The following is a 23,035-nucleotide window of genomic DNA, read 5'->3' on the forward strand; positions in this document are numbered from 1 at the left end:
TTGCCAGAATCAGCCCCAAACCAGCCCGAAGCGAAAGAAACCATGCATCCGCGTAACCAGCACCGCCTGGGATACGATTTTAAAGCACTGATGAGGGCCACGCCAGCTTTACGGCCTTTTGTTACGGTGAATAAATATGATAACCAAACTATCAATTTTGCCAATCCTGATGCGGTAAAAATGCTTAATAAGGCATTGTTAAAGCATCACTACCAAGTTGTTAGTTGGGATATTCCTGAGGGCTATTTGTGCCCACCTATACCGGGTCGGGCCGATTATATCCATTATGTGGCCGATCTTTTGGCGACATCAAACGGAGGCGTTATTAGAAAAGGTAAAAAAGTGCGGGTGCTGGATATTGGTGTAGGCGCCAATTGTGTTTATCCTATTATTGGCGTACAGGAATATGGCTGGAGTTTTGTTGGGGTAGATATTGATGAAGCCGCTATTGAATCGGCACAAAAGATCATTGATAATAATGATCAGTTAAAAAATGCGGTTGAATTGCGCCTGCAAAAGCATCGTGCCGATATTTTTACATTTGCCATAAAGCCGGGTGAGGTTTTTGATTTGACCATTTGCAATCCACCGTTTCATGCCTCTATCAAAGAGGCCGCCGAAGGATCGCGCCGTAAATGGAATAACCTGGGCTTACAGAAAGCAAAAGGTAAAGAGGAGCCTTTATTGAATTTTGGCGGCCAAAATACCGAACTATGGTACCCTGGTGGCGAGGCCTCATTTTTAAAGGTGATGGCTACGCAAAGTACCCGCTTTGCCAAACAATGTTTATGGTTCACCTCACTGGTATCAAAAAAAGAAAATCTTCGTGTTTTATACAACGCCCTGCAAAAGGCCGGAGCAAAAGAAGTGCAAACCATAAACATGTCGCAGGGCCAAAAAGTAAGCCGAATCATGGCCTGGACATTTTTTACCCCCGAAGAGCAGCAGCAGTGGCTTAACCGTTGATTATTTTTTGATGACGTTGATTTCGCTGATATCTTTGCTTCAACCGAGCTTAAATTCCTGATCAGGTATAATCCTATAAATCAGGTTTCAGACAATCAACGAAATCAACGTCATCAAAAAATAATCAACGGTCACACCCGCAAGAATGTCTTTTTCTGATACAGATAGTAAAGGAAGATCCATTTCACCAGAACAAAACAAACAGCCATCACCACAATATTATACGGGTCGCCAACCAGCTGACCTACCCATCCAAAAAAGCCGTTGGTGGTATATTGCCATTTAATGAATTTTCCGGAGATATAGATCAGGATGGAGTTCATGCCAATAACCTTAAAAAAGAAGGCCCACTTTTTATAACCCAGCACATCAATAATATAATAAAACAGGGCCATCAATAATAAACTGATGCCGCCTACATGCATCACAAATGAGCTTGTCCACAGGTTTTTATTGATCGGGAAATCAAGGTTCCAGATCTGGGCTATGATCAGGAATATGACCCCGGTAACCGCCATAATAACTACTTTTCGGGTTTGGGCAATACCCGTTTTTTTCAGAAGCTGACCAGTTAATATACCCAGCAAGCCGGTGCTGATGGCCGGTATGGTGGAGAATAAACCTTCGGGGTCATGGATGCCCAAATACAACCTGCCTGGTAATATCAAACGGTCCATATAGGATGCAAAATTGCCTTGCATGGTCAAATCGCCATGTGGAAAACCTGGTGCCGAGGTAAATTTGAGCAGCAGCCAATAGCCGATTATGAATACCCAGAACCATACCATTTGCATGCGTTCCCTGCTGTACAGATAAATGATGTTGGCAAACATATAAGCGATACCAATACGGCCAAGCACGCTGGCAAAGCGAATTTGCGATATGGGCATAATGTTTAACCCATTGTTAACCACCAGGCCCAGCAATACCAGTATAGCCGCTCTTTTGATAACACGCCAGGTTAATTGGCCGCGACTTTTACCTTTTTCCAGTTCGCGGCCTACCGAAAACGGGGTGGATACACCGGCCATGAACAGGAACAGCGGAAATATCAGGTCGTACAGGTGAAAGCCGTTCCAATCGGGGTGGGTAAATTGTAAGGCTATGGCCTCCCAAAATGGCGATTTGGTGCTTTTGGCCAGCGTATGGAAAATCTCTTCGCCGCCCATTATCCAAAACATATCAAACCCGCGCAGGGCATCTAATGAAAATAGGCGGGTTGATGCTTTATTGATATCATCAGCAGGAGCACCCTCTGCGGTTGCGGTAGTGGCCATATTGCAAAAAGATTTTAGTTTGGTACTAAAGATATAAAAAGCGCACTATTTAAAATATTTTTTTTAGTTAACCATACTTTATAAAATGAAATTGTTACATAGGGTTGTACCTTCGCGTTTTGAATAAGTGCTGCATGTTAGAGATCATATACCGCGATGAACACCTTATCGCCATTAATAAACCACACGGATTGTTGGTACACCGGTCGCCCATAGCTGCCGATGCATCGGAATTTGCCCTGCAGTTACTACGCGACCAGATAGGTCAAAAGGTAAACCCTGCTCACCGCATCGACCGTAAAACCGGTGGGATACTGCTGTTCGCACTGGATAAACCCACTGAAATAGCCATGCAGCAACAATTTATGGAAAACCGGGTGCACAAAAAATACCTGGCCATTGTTCGCGGCCATACACCTGATCAGGAAGATATTGATTATCCGTTACGCAAAGAGAATGGCACCTTGCAGGATGCTTTTACCCAATATGCTACTTTAAAACGGGCTGAACTGGATATACCATTAGGCAAGCATCCCACGTCCCGCTATTCGCTGGTAGAGGCGGTACCGACTACCGGCCGCATGCACCAGTTACGCAAGCATTTTAGTCATATTTTTCATCCCATTATAGGCGACCGTACCCACGGCTGCAATAAGCAGAACAAATTGTTTAAAGAAACCTGGGATATGGAAACCATGCTGCTGCATGCTTCGCACCTGGAATTTACCCACCCGGTTACCGGCGAAACCATACAAATTGATGCAGGCCTGCAGCCCGAATTTAACCGGGTAATGCAAATTATGGGCTGGTAAAAGCTTCATTTTTAGGTTGATAAAATAAACAAAATCGTATTATGATTGTCTTCTTGTACGTAAATACATAAAGAGATGATCAAACCGGCAGAATATAAGTTATACACCGCAGATGGCGAACGCGTTGTCACCATAAAATCTGTAAATCAAACAATACCGGGCGGGACAGTATATATAACCGGTGTATTTAAACTGAGTGAGGGTGAAGTAGGCTTGGGCGACATTGTTTTTGACGATGATCTGCGCGAATGGGAATACACCGGCTTTGGCGACCTAACCCATGAACAAGCGGCGGAAATAGCCGAATATATTCAAGACAAAACCCGACAGGAACTGGAAGAAGAGAAGATGGGGTAAACAAAATTGGCCTGTCTGATATAGACCACGCACTCCGTTGGCGCGCTTCGCTGAACGTTTGAAGTCATTAACACAGGCGTCATTGAGGATAGCGTGGCAATCCCTAAAATACAGAGCGGCTCTACAAATCGGGGATTGCCACGTCGTTCCTCCTCCTATGACGCGGTTTTTATTAGTCGTAAATAGAGTCACCTTCACTCCGTTCAGCATGACAAAATTTAAAGCCCCGCTTATTTAGCTTATCTTTGCGCATACTCCAGCACCAATAATGATCAAGCAAGCCCTTCTGAATCTTAAGATAAACGCCCTTAACCCCATGCAGGAGGCCGCCATCAGCGCCGCCAAAAAAAGCGATGTAATATTATTGTCGCCTACAGGCTCGGGCAAAACGCTGGGTTTTTTGTTGCCATTGTTGAGTTTGCTGGATGCTAAGATCCCAACTGTGCAGGCGCTTATCATGGTGCCATCGCGCGAGCTGGCTTTGCAGATTGAGCAGGTTTTTAAGGCTATAGGCAGTGGTTTTAAAGTGAACTGTTGCTATGGAGGTCACGCCGTAAAAATTGAGCGCAACAACCTGTCCCAACCACCAGCGGTATTGATCGGTACGCCTGGCCGTATCGCGCATCACCTGCGCCGGGAAAGCTTTAGTACAGATACCATCCACACCCTGATATTGGACGAATTTGATAAAGCCCTGGAATTTGGTTTCCAGGAGGATATGACCTACATCATTAAACAGATGCCGGCCATAAAAAAGCGCATCCTGACATCGGCCACCAAAATGGATGAGATCCCGGCTTTTACAGGAATGATAAGGCCCACGACGCTGGATTATCTCACTAACGCTACCTCGGTGCCTGATATCAAACAAAAAGCTGTTATAGCCGAAGCCGCGGATAAGCTGGATGCCTTGTTTGCCCTTATTTGTAAAATAGGCGATAATGCCACGCTGGTTTTCTGCAATCATCGTGATGCCGTTGAACGCATCAGCGATCTGCTGTTTGACCGTGGTCTGCCGCATGATATATTTCATGGTGGTATGGAACAGGAAGACCGTGAACGGGCGCTGTTAAAATTCAGGAATGGCAGTCACCGTCTGCTGATCACTACCGACCTGGCATCACGCGGGCTGGATATCCCCGAGATTGACCATGTGATCCATTATCAACTACCGCATAATGAAGAAGCCTATACGCATCGTAATGGTCGTACCGCACGTATGCATGCCAAAGGAACATCATACCTGATCCTGGCGCCAGATGAAAGACCATCTTATTTAAAGGAAATGCCCGAGATAGAAGAATTGCCGGAAAATCCGGTGATACCGCCACTATCGCCATGGGCCACGCTCTATATAGCCGCGGGTAAAAAAGATAAGGTGAACAAGATTGATATCGTAGGCTTGCTGCTCAAAAAAGGTGGATTGGATAAGGAGGATGTAGGCCTGATTGAAGTACATGATTACGCATCATACGCGGCGGTAAAACGCAATCGCATTGAGCGCGCAGTACAAGCTGTAAAGGGCGAGAAGATCAAAAACAAAAAAGTTAAAATAGATATTTCAAGATAATAAAGAGAGAAGAGCATGAGCAATAATGATATCATGAAAAAGCTACGCGTAGCAATGAAATTTACCGATGATGATATTATAAAAGTTTTGGAACTGGTTAACTTCCGTATCACCAAAACGGAACTGGGTGCCATTTTCCGCGCAGATGACCATCCTAATTTTAAGCCCTGTGGAGACCAGATCCTGCGCAATTTTTTGAATGGGCTAATCATTCATCAACGAGGTCCCATGCCCGATAAAAGGGCGCCGAAGGAGGAAGGGAAGTAGGTTTTACATTTTACGTGATACGTTTTTTATAATACGATTCCGCCGTCACTCGACTGGAGCCAAGCGACTGCATTGAGTTTTCTTTAATCTAATTGTAATTCAATTTCTTTCTTGTCTAAGTCAAGCTTAACCCAATTTAATGATCGATCATCTGGCAGGCAATCATTTAGACTTAGTCCTTGACGGCATTTCTCTGTTGAGCATTGGCCGAATTTAATAGTCATTGTATATATGTCCTGTCCACTGGTGCCTATCCAGGCTTCTGTTACAAGTTTTTGTTTTTCAATTATATGTTGTTTTAGAAGCTGATCTTCCATAAAAGGAACCTTAATCCCATCACACCAAAGCCATTTGAACTCTTTATTTAATGAGTTTGTAAATGCTCTTGACAAGTGATATTCCAATTGAGTGCAAAAATCTTCGTTAAATGATTTTTTTATATTGTTTTGATCTTCCGGCATAATTAAAAATAAGATAAAAGTATTGAATGTAAAGAGCTCCCTCCCGTTGGCTGTGTCCCCACAGACAACTACCTGCATCAATGCAAATCGCCTGTGTCCTCACAGGCGATAGGAGAAACTATAAAAGAAAAAGAGGCTGTCTCCTAAGTATGAGAACAGCCTCTTTTTCTTTAATTTATTCGGGTAGGTGGTGGAGAACGTTTTCATATAGACAATTCTCAGAGCCTCCATTTTACTTATGAGACAGCCTCTTCTTATTTTATATCAAACGTCCAACATAATTTTATCGCAGGTCAACCAGTTCCACACCGGGGTGGCCTTTTGCGTCCCATGCAAATGTGGCATCGGCAACCGGAGCATTAGGTGTAAAGCTGCGTACGGTGTAGGTGTACTTATTGCCGTTTTTGTCAAACAGTTGCGCACTGTAGATCTGTTTTTTTACCTTGTCTATCAGCAGGCGAACCTTGAAAATATTTTGTTTTTCGTTCTCCGGTGTCAGATCAATGGCCTGGTATACTTTGCCGGCTATTTTTTGTTCGCCGGTGTACAGGTATTTGTAGCCATGCTCATAAATGGTAAAAATTTGCGATGGGTTGTTGATACCGTCGGCACCTTTAGGCGCGTCGCTTACCTGTACCTCTTTATCTTTTTTGAGGTAGGTCCACTGGGTTTTGCCATCGTTAATGATCTCTTTGTCTACATCTTTACCAGCGGCAGAAGTGTAAAGCGTTACCCGGTATTTGCCCGATTTGGCTCTTGAAATTAAAGTACCGCTCTGGGTTTCTTTAACGCCGGCTTGTGGATTATCCAAAGTAAAAGAAAAATCGGTTTTGATCACATCGTACGATTTGTACTTCTGACTTACCTGGTTTAATATAGCTTTAGCTTGCGTATCTTTTTGGGCGAAAGCGGTGCTGCAAGTGCTTATTGCTAAAATGGAATATAAAAATAATTTCTTCATTGTGTTTTTTACGTCAACAACTATCAGGGGGAATAGTTACTGGTTTAGAGCAAATAAATTTGAATAGGTTTAATCTTTTGGTTTTTGAAGGGTTTCCAGGTAGCGCTCCAGACTGTACTCATCAGGGTAAAGTACATCACGGGCTTTGCTGCCTTCAAAGGCGCCAACAATGCCTGCGGCCTCCAGTTGATCAATGATCCTGCCGGCACGGTTATAGCCCAGTTTCATTTTACGCTGAATGAGCGAGGTTGAGCCCTGCTGGTGCATCACGATAAGACGGGCAGCGTCTTCAAACATCGGGTCGCGATCATCCGGGTCATATTCTTTAGCGCTGCTGGCTTCGCCTTCACCCACATATTCGGGCAGGAACATGGCGGTTGGATAACCTTTTTGGTTGCCTATAAAGTCTGAAATGGCTTCAACCTCCGGTGTATCCACAAAGGCACATTGCAGGCGGATCAGGTCGCTACCGGTTGAGAACAACATATCCCCGCGACCGATTAATTGATCAGCGCCACCTGCATCCAGGATGGTGCGTGAATCGATCTTGGACAATACCCTGAATGCCAGTCTTGATGGGAAGTTGGCTTTGATGGTACCCGTAATGATATTAACCGATGGCCTCTGCGTGGCGATAACCAGGTGTATACCCACCGCACGGGCCAGCTGAGCGATACGGGCAATCGGCATTTCTACCTCTTTACCGGCGGTCATCATCAAATCGGCAAACTCGTCAATTACCAGTACAATGAATGGCAGGTAACGGTGTTTTTCAGGATCGCTGATCTTACGGTTTACAAATTTGGCATTGTACTCTTTCAGGTTACGTACCTGCGCGTCTTTCAGCAGGTCATAACGCTGATCCATCTCGATACAAAGCGAATTGAGGGTATTTACTACCTTTTTAGTATCGGTAATAATGGCATCACCTTCATCGGGAAGTTTAGCCAGGAAATGCCTTTCAATTTTGCGGAAAAGCGTTAGCTCCACCTTTTTAGGGTCTACCAGTACAAACTTTAATTCGGACGGGTGTTTTTTGTACAGCAGCGAAACCAATATGGCGTTGATACCAACTGATTTACCCTGACCAGTAGCACCAGCTACCAGTAAGTGAGGCATCTTGGCCAGATCGGCAATGAATACCTCGTTGGAGATGGTTTTACCCAGGGCGATGGGTAGGTCCATTGTAGTATTCTGGAATTTCTCGGTCGATAGTATAGAGCGCATCGATACCATCTCGGGGTTCTGGTTGGGTACCTCGATACCGATAGTTCCCTTGCCCGGCATTGGCGCTATGATACGGATACCTAAGGCTGCCAGACTCAGGGCGATGTCATCCTCCAGGTTCTTGATCTTGGAGATACGCACACCCGGCGCCGGGATGATCTCGTATAACGTAACCGTTGGTCCGATGGTAGCCTTGATCTTATCTATCTCGATATTATAATGGTTCAGCGTTTCAACAATTTTGTTCTTGTTGGCTTCCAGTTCTTCGGCGTTAACCGATATTTTGTTCGATCCATGATTCTCCAGCAATTCCAGGTGAGGCATTTTATAGGTTGCCAGATCGAGCTTATGGTCATAGATACCAAACTGGCTTACCAGGTCTTTGGCCTTGTCGTCGTCGGTCTTTTCCACATTCAGCTCAGGCATCGGACGGTTGGTATCAATCGTGAGCGGTATCTCCGTTTCCTCCTCGGGTTCATGTGATGGCTTAAGCACCACAGGTTCATGATAAATGGGCGTTTGTTCCAAAGGCTGTTGCTGCTGCCTGGGCTCCGGCATAATTGCGTTCACATGCGTTTCTTTAATGCGGTTATTGCCCCGCGGCCATTCGAGTGGGATAGATGGCTCTTCCTCTGTCATTTCAACCGGCTCGGGCGATACCTCGTCAACGGCTATTTGTGCTGCCGGTCTGTTTTTACGCTGCGGCAGTTTAAAATCAATATTATAGGCAATTACCAGTACGGTAAGCGCGGCAAACACCAGGAAGCCACCTGTACCTGCCGGACCGATCTGTGCATCCAGCAAACGATTGGTCCAGTAACCAAAGCCACCTTCCAGGTAATGCGGATAATCGATAATAAAAGCGTGAAAATAGGCTATGGTGGTTGATATAAACACAATACCAAACAAGGTATAGCCTAATGTTTTGATCATGGAGAACAACCTTACCTTGAACAGCAGGCGGTAACCGATCACAAAAAATATGAACACAAACAGGAACGAGGCCACGCCAAACCATTCATAAATAAATTGGTTGCTGAGCAGTGCGCCAAATTTACCCAGCCAGTTCTGCGCTATTTGCGGGTTGCCGGTATCGGCAATTTCCTGTACGGTTTTGCCGGTGGCCAGGTTGTGCCAGCCGCCGTTGGTGGTTGATATATAACTCTGGTCTTCCTGCCAGGTGAACAGGTAAGAAGTGAAGGCTATCAGGAAAAAGATAGACATTAAAAGCGACAGCAAACCTGCTATCTTAACTGCCTTGCCATTCTCCATATCCAATCGCGGCATGCTGGGCATCCTGCGCTTCGTCACACGTTCCTTTTCAGCTTTTCCCGTTTGGCGGGGCTGATTATCGTCCTTAAAACTATTTGATTTAAATTGATTTCCTTTTACCGGCATCGCTGATGTAACATCCTTTAAGTGCAAACTTACATAAAATTTCACGGGATTTGGACTTGGAATTTCGGATGTCGGATGTTCGATTCGGGATTTAAGTGAATGTAAAAAGGGTGCTCAACATCTTCAAACCTGATAAATCCGAAATCGAACATCCGACGTCCCAAATCAAAGTAAATCCGAAATCGAACATCCGATATCCGAAATCCTTTCCCATAAAGTTAGTAGATTAAACAATTAATTAATCGTATTTTTATTTTTTAGTATTATTGAAAACCATCTGGTACCATCCTCGTAAAAGAACCTTATTAAAAGCATAGCCTGCGTAATTGCGGCTTGCGCCTTGTAACCTATGAGTATAGAAAAGCTGGAACAATACATCACTACCGCCGATCTGGGTAAGCTGGAAGCTTTACTGATGCAAAGCCCCGCGCTTGCTACCACCATAACCAGTCACCATGTTTCGCCCCTAATGTTATCGTGTTATTATAAAAAGCCGGAAGTTACCGACGTATTGTTAAAATATGTTAACCAGATTACGCTGTTTGAAGCTGCGGCTGCCGGGAAGTTGGAAGTAGTAAGTCATTTTGTGGAAACTGCTCCCGATACCATTAACGATCATGCCAGTGATGGTTTTACACCGCTGGGTTTGGCCTGTTATTTTGGTCACGAAGCAGTTGCCCGTTACCTGGTAAGCAATGGCGCCGATGTAAACCAGCCGTCAAACAATGGTTTCCAGGTTTATCCCATACACTCGGCCTGTGCCGGAAATTACACTGCTATTGCCCGCTTGCTGGTCGAAAACGGTGCCGGGGTAAATGTAAAACAACAGGCGGGCGCCACGCCGCTGCATACTGCTGCTCAAAATGGTAATATCGATTTATTGGTATTACTGCTGGAGCATGGCGCCCTTACTAATGTGCGCATGGAAGGCGGCAAGCTTCCCGCCGATTTGGCACGTGAAAAGGGCTTTGAGGAGATTGCGGAAATTTTAGGCTGATTTCTTTAAACGCGTCATTGCGAAGTACGAAGACAACCGACCGAAGGGAGCTCATTAATACCGATAAAAAACAATTCAAATATTAATAATCCCCTTTATACAGAGCGAATAAGGCATATCGTAGAGCGCTCAATTTCCACTGTGGCTGTCACTTTTGTCGCCACAAAAGTAACCAAAAAGGCTGTCAGCAGAAATGCTTCTTTGCGCTCCTGGCCTTTGCCCTGCAAATCCGGCAGAACCACGGGCTGCTAAACCTTACCTCCACTTCGTTCGCTTTATCCCAGACTTCGGCAAGGTTTGCTAATGCCCCTCCGGTAGCACAATGCCAACATATTCTGCTTGATTTCGCCCGAAGCTGTTCTGCTGACGGGGAAAAGAAAGATTATAAATACAAAAAAGTTTATCATTCTGAGCGGAGCGAAGAATCTGTTAATTGATTGCTAAGTTCACGAATAGATTCTTCGCTCCGCTCAGAATGACAATCCTTTACTTCACAAAATGTACCTGCATGGCGGTTACCTGTTTAATACAACGGGCGGGTTTCTTTTCGTCCTGTACAATAATGCGGTAGGGGCCATCGGCAGTGGCAAGAGGGGCTCCGTCCACCTTATCTGCCAGGATAATGGTTCTGTCTGTAAAACTTTTATCCAGCTCTGCCAAGGCGAAGATCACCTGGTAACCGTCGCTGGCTTCTACCAGCAGATATTTGGTGAGGTTTTCACCTTTTAATTCCGGCCCCAAGGTAACGCCGGCAGCTTTCAATATCTCCGATAGGATAACCCCGCTGTAGGTATGATCTTTCCTGTCCTTGTCTTTACGCGTTACGGTGGTTTGGGTGAATTTTTGCAGATAAGCGGCATCAATAGTTAAGGGTGTGCTTACCTCGCCGCTTATTTTAATGGTTTGCGCCTGCGATATAAAGCAGATGCTTGTAAAGCTTAATAAGGCCATACAGGCTATCAGGAGTTGTTTTTTCATGTATATAAATTTAATATTTTTTGTTGTTGGTACTGATTAAATGCGGATTCGAAAATGCGGGATTAGTGATAAATGCTGAATCTGTAAGCATGTTCAGAAAGGCGATCAACTGTTTTTTCTCCACCGGCAGTAGCTTTAGGCTTTTACCCCCAGCTTCGTTGGATTCGCCCCGCAGAAAGGAACTTAATGCGGCTGACTGCCGGAGATGTTCGCTGTAATGATCAACTATCTCTTCCAATGTTTTAAAACGGCCGTCGTGCATATATGGGGCTGTAAGGGCTATGTTGCGTAGGGTGGGGACTTTAAAACGGCCCCGATCGGCTGGTAAACCGCTCAGTTTTTCCATGCCGGAGTCTTTGGGCAGGCTGTCCAGTCCGTTATTATGAAACAGTTCCATATAAGTTTTGGGCCCGCCATGGCAATGACTGCAATTGGCCCCGCGGATGCCTTTTTCTGGCTGTGGACCTGTATTAAACAACTCCATGCCTTTCAATTCATCTGGTGTAGGCTGATAAGCACCACGCAGGTACTGGTCATACCTCGAATTGGCTGATATCAGCGTACGCTCAAATTGCGATATGGCCTTTACTATCCTGTCGCCGGTAATCCGCTCATCGCTATAAACCAATTTAAACAGGGTAGGGTAATTGGTTGTTTGCGTGAGTTTTTGTGCTGATGTAGTTAACGATTGACCCATTTCATGCGGACTGGTAAGGGGGGTAACAGCCTGTTCTTCCAAACCATTGGCCCGGCCATCCCAAAAGAATTTACGCCCCCAAAGCAAGTTGACCAGCGACATAGAATTGCGCGGCGTCAATACACCATCCACTCCCGGACTAAACGCCCGTCCATCAGTAAAAGCTTTATCCTGCTGATGGCAACTGCTGCAGGCAAGCTTGTTATTAGCCGAGAGCTTAGTCTCATAAAAAAGCATCCGCCCCAGGTAAACACCCTGTTTGGTGGTAGGGTTATCGGCCGGAATATTAATACGACTGCCAAAGTTGGCCGGATAAACCAGGTTGTACGGGCCGGTTTCAATGGTATCGCCATCTACGTAACACCAGCCCGATAGGATCGTGAAAATCAACAGCAAAAACATAACCCTGGCTTTTTTAAGCTGGTTTAAAAGCGGATTATGTTTGTGATGGTTCATATACAAATTTAATAAATAATGGCCTTGCGTGGTTCCCCTCTTGAGAGGGGTGGAGGGGTGTGTTCTGTTAATAGGATAACACACTCTTGCTATCGCACTATATTTTCGCACCCCTTCCCAAGAGTAAATAGCCCATGAAGAGGAAGCGTTGAAACCTACAAGGTTAAAAACAAGTCGCATAGCCGACTCACCCGGTCTACGCTTCGCTGGACCACCCTCTCTGCGGCTTTGCCGCAAAGAGGGTAAAGAAAAAAAGAATTAAAAATCCCCTCTATGCGCGAAGCGGAGAGAGGGGTGACGAGCGCAGCGATGTCGGGGTGAGTCGATAGGTGCCTAATTTTCGCCTTATGTCTTTTCATGGGCTATTACTCTCTAAAGAGGATCTGAAAATATATCAATAACTAAATATCACATTAGCAAAATAGTTACGCCCGGCTTCCGGGAAACCTTCAACCAGGGTATAGTTCTTATCAAACAGGTTGTTTACGCCGCCCTCGATCGAAAATCCTTTAACCAGTGTTAAATGTGCTTTTACATTGGTAAGGGCAAATTCGCCGGATACCGTGCCATAGCTGGTACTGTACCTTTTGGAATTATACTCTTCCGATGCCATCACGTACAGCTTTTTGATCGGCGTATACTGTATCGAACCAAATACCTTGTTTTGAGGTACATCGGTTAGGTAAATGGATGGGCTCGAGAGGTTCTTGCGTTTAAGGTAAGTGTAATTGGCGTCTATCCGCAGCTCGTCGGCAATAGGATAACCAATGGCCAGTTCGGCGCCATAATATTCCGCGCGACCCACGTTTTGTACTTGCGACAAATTAGTGCCTGTTTTGGGATCAACCTGCACATTGTTTACCGTTTGTATCAGGTTGCCGATTTTGCTGTAAAACAATGATGCCTGTACCGATAATTTACCCATAAGTAGGGTATGATAGCTCAGATCATAATTTAAAGCGTTCTCGGCTTTCAGATCAGGGTTCGGGATAAACGTGCCGAATTTGTAAGAGTACCTGTCTTTAATGGTAGCGAAACGGGTTTTGCGCGCTACCGAAAGCATAATGGCGTTGGTACTGTCGATATCATACTGTAACAAACCTTGCAGGTTCCAGGCGCTGTTGCTGTTGGCTGGCAGCTGGCTTACCACGTTGTTGGTGTATTGCTGTGCATCGATGCTGTGCCTGTTCATATAGCTTACACCGGCATTGGCTTTTAAGGCCGATGTTAAATGATAAGTATCCTCGGCACCAACGGTGAAGTTATTATCCGCATCGCGACGAACGGGTTCACCTATATTGTGTTCGCGGTGCACATCCTGTTTAAAATGACCAGCTACGCTAAAGCTGTTATTTTTCAAGTCGGTGTTTTCAAACATGATGCTGCTGCCCAGGGTATAGTCATTATAAATGCTGGTGAAGGCATAGGGTTTGGTCATGCTGTTATAGGAAGCGTTGTCAAAACTTTGCAGGTTGTTTTTAAACTGATCATAGTACCAGCGGGTTTTAATTACGTTGGTGCTATTGATGCGGTTATTGCTGATGAGATAAAGGCTTTGTGTATCCCAGTTGGGCCATTTCCAAAACCGCGGACTTTTAAACAAGGCATTTGCAGCATCGTTGCCGGCGTAAACAGGTGTGCCTTTGCTACCATGCTGATAGCTGTAACCTACGGCATATTCTTGGTTAGCGGTTGGGGTAAAGCCAACTTTGCCGCTTACGGCTATGTCATTATTATAGGAATTATCGCGGTGTCCGCCATCCTCGTTCTTGGTAGGCGCAAAATCATGCGACAGCGGGTACCAGTTGCGTTTTAACTGTGAAGCCGAAATTTCATAATAAACCTTGCCCAGGTTAGAGCCTATATTGGTATTTAACCGGTAGCCGCCGCTTAACCAGCCGGAAATGGCACTCAGCTCAAATGGTTTTACCGGTTTACGGCTGATAAGATTAATAGCGCCGCCCTCGGCATTTGGACCGTATAAAACGGAAGAGTAGCCCTTGGCAACCTGTATTTCTGATAAGTTAAAGGTATTGAAACGTGCCAGATCTACATAACCATCATAAGGCACATACAAAGGCACGCCATCCAGGTAAATGGGAACCGAACGTACATCGAACCCACGAATGCTCACCGCCGATTCATTCCGGGGACCTACAGCGGTAAGTGTTACCCCGGGCAATAGGTTTAAGGCGCTTGATACAGTTAAGCGATTATACCGGTTGATGGTACCCGAGCTCAACTTATCAGATCGTAAACTATCTTTTGTACCGATGATATTAACTTGCCCCAGCTGGAAAACATGTTTGGATGTGTCCTTATCCTGGGCATTTACGGTAAAATGAAACGAAGTAATGGAGATTAGAACGGTGATAAAGAAAGGTAGAAGTTTTTTCATGTGTATTTTGCGTTATATAAAATAAAATATAACGCAAAATGACAATTTAAGCTGATTTTTGAAAGTGAAATCAAAGATTTTATTATCTGTGTAAGAATTTCGAACAGTTAAAGTATAAGGTCTGTTGAATTTTCTTTCAAAAACTCCTGTAGCTTTTGGTGCAGTAAATGAAACTGGGTGATAACCCTTATACCATACTCCGTTACCACCGCTTTGCCGCCGCCCTTACCACCGCGATGCGATACCACCAGCGGTTGACCAAAGTGCTCATTCATGTGGTTTACCAGATCCCAGGCTTGTTTGTATGACATTTTCATTTGCAGGGCCGCCTGCCTGATGGAACCGGAGGCCTGGATGCGTCCCAGCAGTTCCACACGCCCGTGACCGAGGATTTTTTCGTCCCCGGTCTCTATCCAAACCCTGCCATTCAATTTAAAAATAGGATCACTCATTATTAATAATGAAAGTAAGGCTATTTTAATAAAAAGGCAAACGAGGAGCAAATTACCGGTGGTATTTTGCTGATTGTCATATGCCCTCAGTTTGGCTAAAGCCCTGGTTTTATATTATTTGTTACCCGTTGGCTAAAGCCAACGGCAATGAATAAACAGGACATGTAAATTCATTGCCATCCCATTTATGGGGCGGGTGAATAATAGCGGATTAGGGCTTTAGCCCAAGTTGGATGCTGAAAATATTTCGATTTGCATTCTGGCAAGCCTATTTATGACAACACAGGTTCGTTGCTTTGGGTACCCGCCTTATCTGTATCATTTACAGGGTTGGCTTGTTGTTGCTGCTGGAGCTCTTCAAAGTATTTCTTTTTTACAACGGTAGTCATTTTATGGTCGCCGGTATGGCTCCATCCCGGAGGCATTACTATATACAGAAATTTGTTCTTGATGCCCGGCGCTTTGTAAACATCCTTGGCAAGAGCCACTATTTCACCAAAATAAGCGTCCAGAAAGCTGTTTTTGATCATCGGGCGACTGATCCCGTATTCGATAGGTATATTACGGTCTTCCACCTGATAAGTACCAAAAACCTTATCCCAGATGTTGAGCAGGTTGCAAAAATTGGTATCCATATAAAGTGGATTGCGGGCGTGGTGTACCCGGTGGTGCGAAGGGGTAAGGATGATATTGTTCAAAAATCCCAGGCGGCCATCATGTACCAGGTTTTCGCCAATGTGGATCATACCACCCCAAAAACCATCAATAAACATGATCACAAACAGCATGGCTGGCGGAACGCCCAGTAAGATACAGGTAGTGGTACGGATGAAATCGGCATAGGGGCCTTCTAAAAAGAAGTGGGCGTAACTTACCGAAAGGTTCATGCTTTCGGGCGCGTGGTGGGTGGAGTGCAGGCACCAGAACAGCCTTACTTTGTGCCCAAAATAATGATATAAAAAATGGCCGAATTCCCACACAATATAACCATAAATAAACCAGTACCAGGTAAATGATAGTTTAAAAATAGCGTACTTTTCAAACAGGCCAATACAAATACCTACCATGGCAATGGATATTACCCGGCCAATAAAGGCGTTGAACACATACGAGAAAAAAGTTAGCTTATAACTGATCACCTTAAAACGCTTGTAAAACGCCGCGCGGATAATTTCGATCACCAGTAAAAAAGGCATAACAGGAACCAGCAAAGCGGTAAAACCCTCGTAAGTAAGCAGTTTGTCATAATCACCCGATTTAAGGATCTGCAGTAAATGATTAAAGCCAAAGAAGCCGGTGAATTGATGCCATACAGCGTTTAAGAAGTCCATCCGTTAAGTTTTTATGCTTGGTTTATAAATGTAAAACGTAATTAATATGTAATTATGTATGTACATAGAAATTTTTTATAAAAGTCCGCAAAATAAATTTACCCTGCAAGTTAAAATCTAAATTTCATGGGCCGACTTTTAAAGATCGAAAAGTAATCGTCATCCCGAACGTGGCACGAGGAGAGGTATTTTGAGAGGGGAATGGTAATTGCTATAGAACTATGCCAGCAGACATTATTGTAATTTTTCGTATATTTATATCAACCAACAGCCCGGTTCCTTTTTTAGGAAAACCGGGCTGTTTTGTTAATACCAAAGCAAGGCCAAAAACTGGTCGCTTGGTATGTAGTTTATTTGACAATCAGAAAATTAATACTTTTTAAAGTTTTAAAAACAGCTCAAAAACCGTGTTTAAATTTGTTAAAAAGTGTTAAAACGAGAGTTTTTCAAACGTTTTTCATTTGTTTTTGCCCTCTTTTTGGCCAGGAAAATGTTAAATTTATAGTTTAAAAAGTTTTTTGATCAGGGTTTCCAGATGTTATCTTTCTTATCAGTATCCGGATCATAAGTTGTGCCTAACACCAATTGCTTCACCGGTTTTTTGGCCACGAAGGTAACATTGGTAGTTTTGTTGCCTTTGGCCCAGCAGGCAATACTTTGATGCAGCAATTGCGAGCTGCCATCTTTGTAATATACGGTGAGGTTTATGGGTACAGGCTTGTTGCCAATACTGTTGATGGTCACACTATATTTTTGCAACTGATGGCTTACCTTGCCAATAGCCAGGTTGGGCTGCCCGTTATCAAAAAACCAGCTCTTCCAAAACCAATTGAGGTTGATGCCCGAGCCGGTATTGATACAGTTGAAAAAGTCATAAGGCATAGGGTGTTTACCATGCCATTGGCTAATGTAGTAGTGTAATGCCTTGGTAAACAGCTCATCGCCCAGCATGTCTTTTACGTATAAATAGCCCAGGGCAGGTTTAGGGTAGGTGTCAATAAATTTAGCCACGCCAATAAGCTGCGGGGTAAGGGTCATGATAGGTACATCCTGCTCGATGCCGGCGGCGTTCTCGGTTGTAGATACGCCATAAGGGTCCACAATACTGGGATCTATAACCGGACTGATGAGCCATTCGCCAATGGTGGCCCAGCCTTCATCCATCCAGCCGTACTTAGTTTCGTTAACGCCCATGTAGAAAGGGAACATGGTATGAAATATTTCGTGGTCGGTAAGTTCAATGGCATCAGTTGTATTTTCGAGCGGGTTATCGTTCACCATCATGGGGTATTCCATCTGGTCGAGCCCGTCAAATACGGTTTCATGTGGGTAAGGATACGGCCATTTAGGGAATTGGTAGCTCATGGTTTCTACCGTTTTACGAGCATAATTGATTACCTCCAGATAGTCCTTATGCGCGGGATTAAAAACGGCATCAACGCACGTACGGCGATTGGTTTTGGGATCGACCACTAAACTTGATGCCTTCCAGATGTAATGGTTGCTGGTGGCAAAAACAAGATCGGTAACGCTGTCAGCCTCAAATTTCCAGGTATTGGTAGGGTTGTTCCTGGTGATATCGGCGGCCTCAATATCGGCTTTGGTAATAATATCGGTTACCTTATCGCTGATGCCGGCTTGGTTGATCAGTTTTACGTATTTGGGGTTATAAACCTGTTCTGGGTTCTTTAAGTTCCCCGTGGCCCAAACCTGGTAATTGCCAGGCACGGTGATCTCTGCGTTGAAATGGCAAAAATCATTGTAGAATTCCTGCGAACCGAGATAAGGAAGTTCGTTCCAACCGTCAATATCATCATAAACGGCTATCCTCGGGAAAAAATAAGCTATAAAGAAAGCACCAGTGTCGATTTGTCCGGTACGTATGTGCGATGTTTGATTGAGCGTATAAGCGTATTCGATATCAAAATGAGCTTTTTGCCCGGGTGATAAAGGAACAGCCAATGTCATGTTAGTACCTTCTATATGGTGTTTGGCACTGTCCTGTAATTGATTATTAACACTGATTGATCTGATGTGTACGCCATCGGTCAGGTCATTAGCAGATACAGGCATATCACGAATGGCGCCTTTTTTATATAAATTAGGGTAAAGCTTAAATAATATCGTGTTAAGCGTATCCGGACTGTTGTTGGTATAGTCAATGGTTACTGTACCCGCAAGATTGCGATTTTGAGGATTAAAACTTATTTTAATGTGATAGTCGGCGGTATTTTGCCAGTAATTTTTACCGGGGGCGCCCGCTTTAGTACGCGTACCTTTGGTATATGTATTTTGCAGATTTGCAGCCATAGGCAGGTTAACCTGCGCATAAGAGATTGTACTGGCGGATAGTAGTGCTATCGTGAGTAATTTTTTGAGGTTAAGCATTAAGCGAAATTATATCAGTTATATTTGAAGGTAAATATAATAAACTCAACAGGCAGCAATATACATCAGGCAAATAAGTGATTTTAGCATGTTTAGGATTAACAACTCAATACCACCCTTATATTCTATATAAACAAACCAATGACCGCAGAAAAAATGATTATGATAACAGGTAAGCAATACCTGGAACTAAAGCAAAAGCTGGAAAGTGGCGAAGGCCTTACCTATAATATAGGCACGGACAAACATCCGGAGGAGGTGAAAATTATTAATATGTATATGGATACCGATCCTGATTTTACGCGTAACCCACGCCAGTTTGCCAAAATGCACGAAGATTTAAATATACAGGTAAAAATGGAGTATATAATTGAGTCTTAAGTCCCAAGTCGGAGTTCAAGGCCTCAAGTGTTTTTTTGACTTAAAATTTAGAAGCTTAAGGCTTCACCTTAAAACTACCATCCGCCTTTAAAGCCTTCGGTTAAGGCATTTTGGTATTTCTCCAGATCAAAAGAATACAGGTATGGAGCTTTATGGGCTCCTCCTTTGCGGGGTTGCTCGGCCCGGTTCAGAATGCCAAAACCTAATATACGGCGCTGAAAGTTACGTCGGTCCAACTTTTTGTCCAGTATGGTTTCATATAGTTTTTGCAATTCGGGCATCGTAAACTCTCCAGGCATTAGGTTATAACCTATAGGCTGGTAATTTAGCTGAAGTCGTAGTGTATCCAGGGCGGTTTTAAATATAAGTTCGTGATCAAGCAGAAGTGCAGGCATATCGTCCAGATCACGCCAGGTACAAAGTTCAGAAAACTCATCGGCTTGTGGCACCACACCAAAAAAATCAACCAGGGCATAATAACCAATCGATAAAAAACGGTTGGCAAACCAGTTTTGCTCATCGGGTAGGGTATCTCTGTACAGGTCGTGATGGAATTTTGCGCGATCAGGATCGCCAAAAACGTGAAACTGTTGCAAAAATATTTTATCAAGACCGGTACGTTCTTTCAATATACGATTTGCGGCCATTTCAATAGGTTCTTGTTTTTGCACAAAACCACCAGGCAATAACCACTTAGTTTCATCATGGGGTTGCAGCAGTAATACCTTCATTTGCCCTTCATGAAAACCAAAAACAACGCAATCGATAGAAATATTACCGAGATAATTTTTACGCGCGTCTTCGCTATATTCAAAAAGTTGTTCTTTAGTTAACATTTGTGCTATTGTACAAATAAAGTTTGATTATTTAATTATAATAATTACAATTGTGTACTTTATACACCATTGTTTTTGTTTTATTGCAACCAATTTTTATCTGTAACTTTTTATTGAAATAAGCAATTAGTATTCAGTTACAATGGCTTTTATTTTGTTGATATTTGTTTATCAATTCTCTTATATCTAAATTAAAAAAATGAAAAAGTGTTTTTCAGCCCGAATCACCAATAAGGTTATTCCGCTTTGTTTTGTGGCATTGATCGCCTTTTATAAAGCATCTGCCCAAACCAAAACCGAAGATGCCAAAATGAATACTTATGTTACCGGTTTGATGAGTAAGATGACCCTTGATGAAAAAATTGGGCAGCTTAATCTGGTAACTATAGGCGCGGCAACTACAGGTTCGGTAGTAAATAAAGGTGTTGAAGAAAAGATAAAAAATGGCGCAATTGGCGGGGTGTTTGGTATATGGGGCGCCGATCAGGTAAAACAGATCCAGGACCTGGCGGTAAAAAGCACCAGGCTTCATATCCCGCTTATTTTTGGATTGGATGTGATTCACGGGCACCGTACCATTTTCCCTATTCCATTAGGGCTTTCGGCTACCTGGGATATGGGCTTGATTAAGCGTTCGGCGCAAATAGCAGCTAAGGAGGCTACTGCCGAAGGTTTAAATTGGGTATATTCACCCATGGTTGATATCGCGCGTGATCCGCGCTGGGGCCGTATCTCAGAGGGCTCGGGTGAGGATCCGTGGTATGGTTCGCAGGTGGCTAAGGCTATGGTACAGGGCTACCAGGGTAGCAGCATGAAAAATGCTGATGCGGTGATGGCCTGTGTAAAACACTTTGCCTTATACGGCGGCGCCGAAGCTGGTCGTGAATACAATACTGTTGATATGAGCCGTATAAAAATGTACCAGGATTACCTGCCGCCCTATAAGGCCGCAGTTGATGCAGGCGCAGGTAGTTTTATGAGCTCATTTAATACCGTTGATGGAGTGCCGGCTACCGGTAACCAATGGTTGTTAACCGATGTATTGCGTAAACAATGGGGGTTTAAAGGTTTTGTGGTATCTGATTATACCGCTGTTAATGAAATGACCGCGCATGGATTGGGCGACCTGCAAACCGTATCGGCACTGGCTCTTAAGGCCGGCCTGGATATGGATATGGTAGGCGAAGGCTTTTTAACCACGCTGAAAAAGTCACTAACCGCTGGTAAAGTAACACAGCAGGAAATTGACCTGGCCTGCCGCCGTGTGCTGGAAGCCAAATACAAATTAGGATTATTTGACAATCCTTATAAATCAATTGATGCAAGCCGAGAAACCAAAGATGTGCTGACAACAGAAAACCGTACGGAAGCACGCAATATCACCAGGCGTTCATTTGTACTGTTAAAAAATAGTAATCAAACTCTGCCCCTTAAAAAAACAGGTTCAATTGCCTTAGTTGGCCCGCTGGCCAATAACCAGCGAGATATGTTGGGTACCTGGGTAGTTGCCGGCGACTGGCAAAAATCAATCAGTGTGATGCAGGGTATTAAAAATGTAGTAGGTGATGGCGTTACAATTAACTATGCTAAAGGAGCCAACATTACAGAAGATAGCTTATTTATTCAGCGACTGAATTTTTTTGGCCAGCAAATGGTAACGGTTGATCCTAAGCCTGCCGATGAATTGCTGAAAGAAGCAATTGAAGCCGCTAAAAAATCAGATGTGATTGTGGCTGTGGTTGGTGAATCACAAAGTATGTCGGGCGAATCATCAAGCCGCTCAGATATCGATATTCCCGAAAGTCAAAAAAATATGCTGAAAGAACTGGCTAAGCTGGGTAAGCCGTTGGTTATTGTATTATTTAATGGCCGTCCTCTTACTTTAACCTGGGAGGATAAACACGCCAGTGCCATACTTGATGTTTGGGCTCCGGGAACCGAGGCGGGCAATGCGGTAGCCGATGTATTGTTCGGTGATTATAACCCTGCCGGGAAAATCACAGCTACCTTTCCGCGCAGCGTAGGTCAGATACCTATTTATTATAACCACAAAAACACGGGCAGACCATACACCGGCGGCCCGTCAAAATTCAAATCAAATTATCTTGACATTTCAAACGACCCGCTTTATCCTTTTGGTTATGGTTTAAGCTACACCACTTTTGGATACAGTGATGTTAAACTTAGCAAAACAATACTAAAGGGTAATGAGAGCCTCACAGCAACCGTTACCGTTACTAATACAGGTAAATATGCAGGCGAAGAAGTAGTTCAGCTTTATATCAGCGACCCTGTAGCCAGCATTAGCCGGTCGGTAAAAGAATTGAAAGATTTTAAAAAGATAAGCCTGCAGCCAGGAGAACAAAAAGAAGTGTCATTTACGGTTACTCCAGATGAGCTTAAGTTTTATAACAGCCAGCTTAAATATGATTGGGAAGCGGGTAAATTCGTTATCCAGATAGGTACAAATTCCAGTGATACACACAATGCTTCAGTACAATGGAATAAGTAATGAATTAAGCATTTTTAATGAACTACAAAGAGCGGAGATATTATAATATCTCCGCTCTTTGTAGTTTTATGGAATAAGGATTTTAAATGCTGATAATTGTTTTATTGACAATTATATAAAATTGTAAAAAGTTGTAAATGTTTGTATAACAGTTATATATAATTTTTTATAAATGTAATAATGACATTATTAGCGATTTTAAGGATATTTTTAACACTTAAAAATGAAATCGATTGCGTGAAAAACCAGATGGCTCAGCGCCGAAAAAAATATAGTTTTTATACTCGTCTATTAATAATTATTGTTCTTCATC

Annotated in this window: 19 protein-coding genes; 8 read left to right on the plus strand and 11 right to left on the minus strand. The window is 43.7% G+C overall.

Annotated elements, in window-relative coordinates; translation table 11 throughout:
• The gene (gene rlmF / locus ACNURT_RS08375; RefSeq protein WP_419701345.1) at positions 1–966 is read left to right on the plus strand and encodes a 23S rRNA (adenine(1618)-N(6))-methyltransferase RlmF; all 966 of its coding nucleotides are present in this window, start codon (positions 1–3) and stop codon (positions 964–966) included.
• 131 nt (positions 967–1,097) lie between these two features.
• On the opposite strand, the gene ACNURT_RS08380 is transcribed toward rlmF, so the two are convergent.
• On the minus strand, positions 1,098–2,243 hold the full coding sequence (locus ACNURT_RS08380) for an acyltransferase family protein (protein WP_419701346.1): 1,146 nt from the start codon (positions 2,241–2,243) through the stop codon (positions 1,098–1,100).
• 134 nt (positions 2,244–2,377) lie between these two features.
• Between ACNURT_RS08380 and ACNURT_RS08385 the strand changes: the two genes are divergently transcribed.
• From ACNURT_RS08385 to ACNURT_RS08400, 4 genes are all read left to right on the plus strand, one after another.
• Positions 2,378–3,055 (plus strand): pseudouridine synthase, encoded by a 678-nt coding sequence (locus ACNURT_RS08385; protein WP_419701347.1) that lies wholly within the window; start codon positions 2,378–2,380, stop codon positions 3,053–3,055.
• A gap of 75 nt (positions 3,056–3,130) precedes the next feature.
• Entirely contained in the window at positions 3,131–3,412 is a 282-nt protein-coding gene (locus tag ACNURT_RS08390; RefSeq protein WP_419701348.1) for a hypothetical protein, read from the plus strand.
• A gap of 268 nt (positions 3,413–3,680) precedes the next feature.
• Entirely contained in the window at positions 3,681–4,982 is a 1,302-nt protein-coding gene (locus tag ACNURT_RS08395) for a DEAD/DEAH box helicase (protein WP_419701349.1), read from the plus strand.
• A gap of 15 nt (positions 4,983–4,997) precedes the next feature.
• Positions 4,998–5,249 carry a DUF1456 family protein gene (locus ACNURT_RS08400; protein ID WP_419701350.1) on the plus strand — a complete coding sequence of 84 codons (252 nt, stop codon included), beginning with the start codon at positions 4,998–5,000 and terminating at the stop codon, positions 5,247–5,249.
• Between the two features lie 83 nt (positions 5,250–5,332).
• Here ACNURT_RS08400 and ACNURT_RS08405 read toward each other — a convergent pair whose 3' ends face one another.
• The 3 genes from ACNURT_RS08405 to ACNURT_RS08415 form a co-directional block, all read right to left on the minus strand.
• Positions 5,333–5,710, minus strand: a complete 378-nt coding sequence (locus ACNURT_RS08405) for a hypothetical protein (protein ID WP_370998697.1) — start codon at positions 5,708–5,710, stop codon at positions 5,333–5,335.
• 283 nt (positions 5,711–5,993) lie between these two features.
• Complete coding sequence (locus ACNURT_RS08410) at positions 5,994–6,671, minus strand: LolA family protein (RefSeq protein WP_419701351.1); 678 nt, start codon at positions 6,669–6,671, stop codon at positions 5,994–5,996.
• A 69-nt stretch (positions 6,672–6,740) separates the two neighbouring features.
• Positions 6,741–9,296 carry a DNA translocase FtsK 4TM domain-containing protein gene (locus ACNURT_RS08415; RefSeq protein ID WP_419702121.1) on the minus strand — a complete coding sequence of 852 codons (2,556 nt, stop codon included), beginning with the start codon at positions 9,294–9,296 and terminating at the stop codon, positions 6,741–6,743.
• A 349-nt stretch (positions 9,297–9,645) separates the two neighbouring features.
• Between ACNURT_RS08415 and ACNURT_RS08420 the strand changes: the two genes are divergently transcribed.
• Complete coding sequence (locus ACNURT_RS08420) at positions 9,646–10,293, plus strand: ankyrin repeat domain-containing protein (protein WP_419701352.1); 648 nt, start codon at positions 9,646–9,648, stop codon at positions 10,291–10,293.
• Between the two features lie 486 nt (positions 10,294–10,779).
• On the opposite strand, the gene ACNURT_RS08425 is transcribed toward ACNURT_RS08420, so the two are convergent.
• From ACNURT_RS08425 to ACNURT_RS08450, 6 genes are all read right to left on the minus strand, one after another.
• Complete coding sequence (locus ACNURT_RS08425) at positions 10,780–11,271, minus strand: molybdopterin-binding protein (protein ID WP_419701353.1); 492 nt, start codon at positions 11,269–11,271, stop codon at positions 10,780–10,782.
• A gap of 10 nt (positions 11,272–11,281) precedes the next feature.
• On the minus strand, positions 11,282–12,424 hold the full coding sequence (locus ACNURT_RS08430; RefSeq protein ID WP_419701354.1) for a cytochrome-c peroxidase: 1,143 nt from the start codon (positions 12,422–12,424) through the stop codon (positions 11,282–11,284).
• 394 nt (positions 12,425–12,818) lie between these two features.
• Positions 12,819–14,822, minus strand: a complete 2,004-nt coding sequence (locus ACNURT_RS08435; protein ID WP_419701355.1) for a TonB-dependent receptor plug domain-containing protein — start codon at positions 14,820–14,822, stop codon at positions 12,819–12,821.
• Positions 14,823–14,929: 107 nt separating this feature from the next.
• On the minus strand, positions 14,930–15,274 hold the full coding sequence (locus ACNURT_RS08440) for a winged helix-turn-helix domain-containing protein (RefSeq protein WP_419701356.1): 345 nt from the start codon (positions 15,272–15,274) through the stop codon (positions 14,930–14,932).
• Between the two features lie 272 nt (positions 15,275–15,546).
• On the minus strand, positions 15,547–16,605 hold the full coding sequence (locus ACNURT_RS08445) for a sterol desaturase family protein (protein WP_419701357.1): 1,059 nt from the start codon (positions 16,603–16,605) through the stop codon (positions 15,547–15,549).
• Positions 16,606–17,127: 522 nt separating this feature from the next.
• Positions 17,128–18,993, minus strand: a complete 1,866-nt coding sequence (locus ACNURT_RS08450; RefSeq protein WP_419701358.1) for a M1 family metallopeptidase — start codon at positions 18,991–18,993, stop codon at positions 17,128–17,130.
• Positions 18,994–19,134: 141 nt separating this feature from the next.
• Here ACNURT_RS08450 and ACNURT_RS08455 point away from each other — a divergent pair, with 141 nt between their 5' ends.
• Entirely contained in the window at positions 19,135–19,374 is a 240-nt protein-coding gene (locus tag ACNURT_RS08455) for a hypothetical protein (RefSeq protein ID WP_419701359.1), read from the plus strand.
• Between the two features lie 74 nt (positions 19,375–19,448).
• Here the strand turns inward: ACNURT_RS08455 and ACNURT_RS08460 are convergent, their stop codons facing one another.
• Positions 19,449–20,210, minus strand: coding sequence for an NUDIX hydrolase (locus ACNURT_RS08460; RefSeq protein WP_419701360.1), 762 nt, complete (start codon positions 20,208–20,210; stop codon positions 19,449–19,451).
• 199 nt (positions 20,211–20,409) lie between these two features.
• Between ACNURT_RS08460 and bglX the strand changes: the two genes are divergently transcribed.
• Complete coding sequence (gene bglX / locus ACNURT_RS08465; RefSeq protein WP_419701361.1) at positions 20,410–22,722, plus strand: beta-glucosidase BglX; 2,313 nt, start codon at positions 20,410–20,412, stop codon at positions 22,720–22,722.
• The last annotated feature ends 313 nt before the right edge of the window (positions 22,723–23,035 follow it).

The organism is Mucilaginibacter sp. NFX135, from assembly GCF_048565145.1.
Classification (GTDB): Bacteria; Bacteroidota; Bacteroidia; order Sphingobacteriales; family Sphingobacteriaceae; genus Mucilaginibacter.

What these genes read in the sequence shown, in the direction of transcription:
- ACNURT_RS08380 (WP_419701346.1), bottom strand. Translation starts at nt 2,243, where the DNA reads ATGGCCACTACCGCAACCGCAGAGGGTGCTCCTGCTGATGATATCAAT.
- ACNURT_RS08385 (WP_419701347.1), top strand. Translation starts at nt 2,378, where the DNA reads ATGTTAGAGATCATATACCGCGATGAACACCTTATCGCCATTAATAAA.
- ACNURT_RS08390 (WP_419701348.1), top strand. Translation starts at nt 3,131, where the DNA reads ATGATCAAACCGGCAGAATATAAGTTATACACCGCAGATGGCGAACGC.
- ACNURT_RS08395 (WP_419701349.1), top strand. Translation starts at nt 3,681, where the DNA reads ATGATCAAGCAAGCCCTTCTGAATCTTAAGATAAACGCCCTTAACCCC.
- ACNURT_RS08400 (WP_419701350.1), top strand. Translation starts at nt 4,998, where the DNA reads ATGAGCAATAATGATATCATGAAAAAGCTACGCGTAGCAATGAAATTT.
- ACNURT_RS08405 (WP_370998697.1), bottom strand. Translation starts at nt 5,710, where the DNA reads ATGCCGGAAGATCAAAACAATATAAAAAAATCATTTAACGAAGATTTT.
- ACNURT_RS08410 (WP_419701351.1), bottom strand. Translation starts at nt 6,671, where the DNA reads ATGAAGAAATTATTTTTATATTCCATTTTAGCAATAAGCACTTGCAGC.
- ACNURT_RS08415 (WP_419702121.1), bottom strand. Translation starts at nt 9,296, where the DNA reads ATGCCGGTAAAAGGAAATCAATTTAAATCAAATAGTTTTAAGGACGAT.
- ACNURT_RS08420 (WP_419701352.1), top strand. Translation starts at nt 9,646, where the DNA reads ATGAGTATAGAAAAGCTGGAACAATACATCACTACCGCCGATCTGGGT.
- ACNURT_RS08425 (WP_419701353.1), bottom strand. Translation starts at nt 11,271, where the DNA reads ATGAAAAAACAACTCCTGATAGCCTGTATGGCCTTATTAAGCTTTACA.
- ACNURT_RS08430 (WP_419701354.1), bottom strand. Translation starts at nt 12,424, where the DNA reads ATGAACCATCACAAACATAATCCGCTTTTAAACCAGCTTAAAAAAGCC.
- ACNURT_RS08435 (WP_419701355.1), bottom strand. Translation starts at nt 14,822, where the DNA reads ATGAAAAAACTTCTACCTTTCTTTATCACCGTTCTAATCTCCATTACT.
- ACNURT_RS08440 (WP_419701356.1), bottom strand. Translation starts at nt 15,274, where the DNA reads ATGAGTGATCCTATTTTTAAATTGAATGGCAGGGTTTGGATAGAGACC.
- ACNURT_RS08445 (WP_419701357.1), bottom strand. Translation starts at nt 16,605, where the DNA reads ATGGACTTCTTAAACGCTGTATGGCATCAATTCACCGGCTTCTTTGGC.
- ACNURT_RS08450 (WP_419701358.1), bottom strand. Translation starts at nt 18,993, where the DNA reads ATGCTTAACCTCAAAAAATTACTCACGATAGCACTACTATCCGCCAGT.
- ACNURT_RS08455 (WP_419701359.1), top strand. Translation starts at nt 19,135, where the DNA reads ATGACCGCAGAAAAAATGATTATGATAACAGGTAAGCAATACCTGGAA.
- ACNURT_RS08460 (WP_419701360.1), bottom strand. Translation starts at nt 20,210, where the DNA reads ATGTTAACTAAAGAACAACTTTTTGAATATAGCGAAGACGCGCGTAAA.
- bglX (WP_419701361.1), top strand. Translation starts at nt 20,410, where the DNA reads ATGAAAAAGTGTTTTTCAGCCCGAATCACCAATAAGGTTATTCCGCTT.